Annotated in this window: 1 pseudogene; it reads left to right on the top strand. The window is 62.2% G+C overall.

What is annotated here, in order from left to right:
* Positions 1–143 precede the first annotated feature (143 nt).
* Positions 144–2,398, top strand: a pseudogene (locus Xsto_RS20430) (hypothetical protein); the annotation flags it as partial.

Genomic DNA, 2,398 nt, shown 5'->3' with positions numbered 1-2,398 from the left:
CGGCGGTGGTGCGGACGCAGCAATGTCTGTTCCGGGTGGACCGGCACACCGGACAGCGCCAGTTGTTGCATACGCATCAGACCGGCTATGTCAGCCGGCAACACTCCCACCACTACGGGCGGGTAGATAGCCTTGCTCAGACGGTGTATGACGGGCAGAACGCCCAGGGATATACCCAGCGACAGGTCTTTCACTATCAGCTGGATAAACAGCACCTGAAACAAACCACGCACTGGACGAGTGAGTATGACGGTCTGACGGCTTCCAGCGTGCAAATCCACTCCTGTTTCAGCCGTAAAGTGGGGTTTGAGCAGGACCACCAGGGCTGTACGGCGCTGTATGAGTATGATGCGTTCGGCCGCCTGTCTAAACAGCTGAATAATGCCGGGACGGCATACGCCCGTGACATTGAATATGCCTACACCATTGAACAGGCCGGCGTGGTGGCGACCACCCAGAGCGATGTGCTGGGCAATCAGCACCGGACCTGGTTTGACGGACAGGGGCGGCGATGTAAGCAGGCTATGTTGCTGAAAGGGCAGGAGAATACGGGCTGGCAAAAGGTGGCGGAGACGCAGCGGGACAGCTGGGGCCGGGTGGTGAACCAGACCCGGTATGACCGGTTACCGACCGGGAACAACCCGGCGGAAACCGCCTGTATCGCGGTCAGCCAGCAGACAGGCTATGACGACTGGGGACAGCCCTGTGTGATAACGGACGCGACGGGGACACGCCATGTACAGCATTATGATCCGGTGACCCGGATAGCGCAGCAAACCACTCAGGCGGGGGACCTGCCATTTGGCACCACGCAAACCCACTATAACGTGCGGCACCAGCCGCTGACGGTCACCCTGTTCGACCGTCAGCATAAACCGGTATCCCGGCAAAGCCACTGGTATGATGGGCTGGGCCGGTTACGGGCCACTCTGGATACGCTGGGGCAGAAAACGGAATACACCTACGATGCCTTTAACCGGGTCGCGAGCGTCCGCTACAGTGACGGCACGGTGGTACGGAAAACTTATGCGCCGTTCAGTTCCGCTCATTTAGTGGTCAGAATGGACGTGGACGGGCAAGTGCTCGGGGAGCGTGAGTTTGACAGTCTGGGGCGGGTCAAATCGAGCACGGTCGGTGGCCGGACGGAAAAGAACACCTATCAGGGCGTCAGCCCGCTGCCGGACACCGTGACAGATGCTGTGGGGCAGACGGTGACGATGCAATATGAGCCGCGGCTGGGCAATGTCCCTGTCCGTGTGGACGCCCCGGGCCTCACCCAGCAGTTTACCTATCAGGGGAAAAATGGGGCGCTGACCCGGTCGGAGGCGGTCGGACAGGCCACGTTGCAACGCTCTTATACGCCGGCGGGGCAGCTCAAAGAGGAAACGGTGAAGTTTGACGATGCGGGCGCCGGGCCGGCGCGCAGTGCCGTGTATCACTACACCCCGACCGGTCAGCTGACGGCCTGTCAGGATATGACGGGGGTCGCGCACCGGCTGCAGTTTGATGGGCTGGGCCGGCCGGTGAAGGCGGTGGATGAGGCGGTGACGGTGACCCTCCGGTATGATGCGGCCGGGCGGACAGACCGCTGGACGGTGCAGGACAATGCCGGCCGGCAGCAGTTGGTGACAACCCTGACGTTTGATGATTTTAGCCGGGAAATTGAGCGGCGGATTGAAAGCGGGCCGGACAGACTGACCCTGAGCCAGACTTATACCCTGACCGGGCAACTGGCGAGCCGGACCACCGCGGTCGGGCCGGCAAACGGCCCCCAGCCCGCGGTGCCATTGCGGGACGAGTCTTATACCTACGATGCCCACCGCCGCTGGCTGACAGATTACCGCTGTTCGGGCACGGAATGCCCGCGGGATGCGTACGGGCAGACCCTGAACCGCCAGCAGTTTACCTATGACCGGCTGGGCAACCTGCTGACCTGTCTCACCACCCTGGCGGACGGCAGTCAGGACACGGCTCACTTCAGTTACGCGAATCCGGCCGACCCCTGCCAGCTGACGAAAATCACCCATAATCACCCGGCCTATCCGGCCACGATTGTACTCACTTACGATAAAGCCGGGCGGCTGATTGAGGATGAGTCGCATCGAATGCTGGCCTATGACGGGCTGGGTCGGCTGGCGTCGGTGACGCAGGCGGGGCACACACAGACTTACGGTTATGACGCCAGTGGCCGGCTGGCGTTGCAGCGGCGGGACAAGGCGGACACCCGGGAGCTGTACTATCAGGGAGCAAGCCGGGTGGCAGAAATTCAGCGGGAAAGCGGCGCGGTTACGCGGCTGGTGCAAGCGGGCAGTACGCCCGCGGCGAGTGTCACGGCTGACGGCGTGCATTTACTGGGCACGGACGGGCCGGGCAGTGTGCTGTTAAGCCGTCACAATGA

Origin of the sequence: Xenorhabdus stockiae (genome assembly GCF_002632825.1) — a bacterium.
GTDB lineage: Bacteria > Pseudomonadota > Gammaproteobacteria > Enterobacterales > Enterobacteriaceae > Xenorhabdus > Xenorhabdus stockiae.
This window is presented reverse-complemented; position numbering and strand designations above follow the sequence as displayed.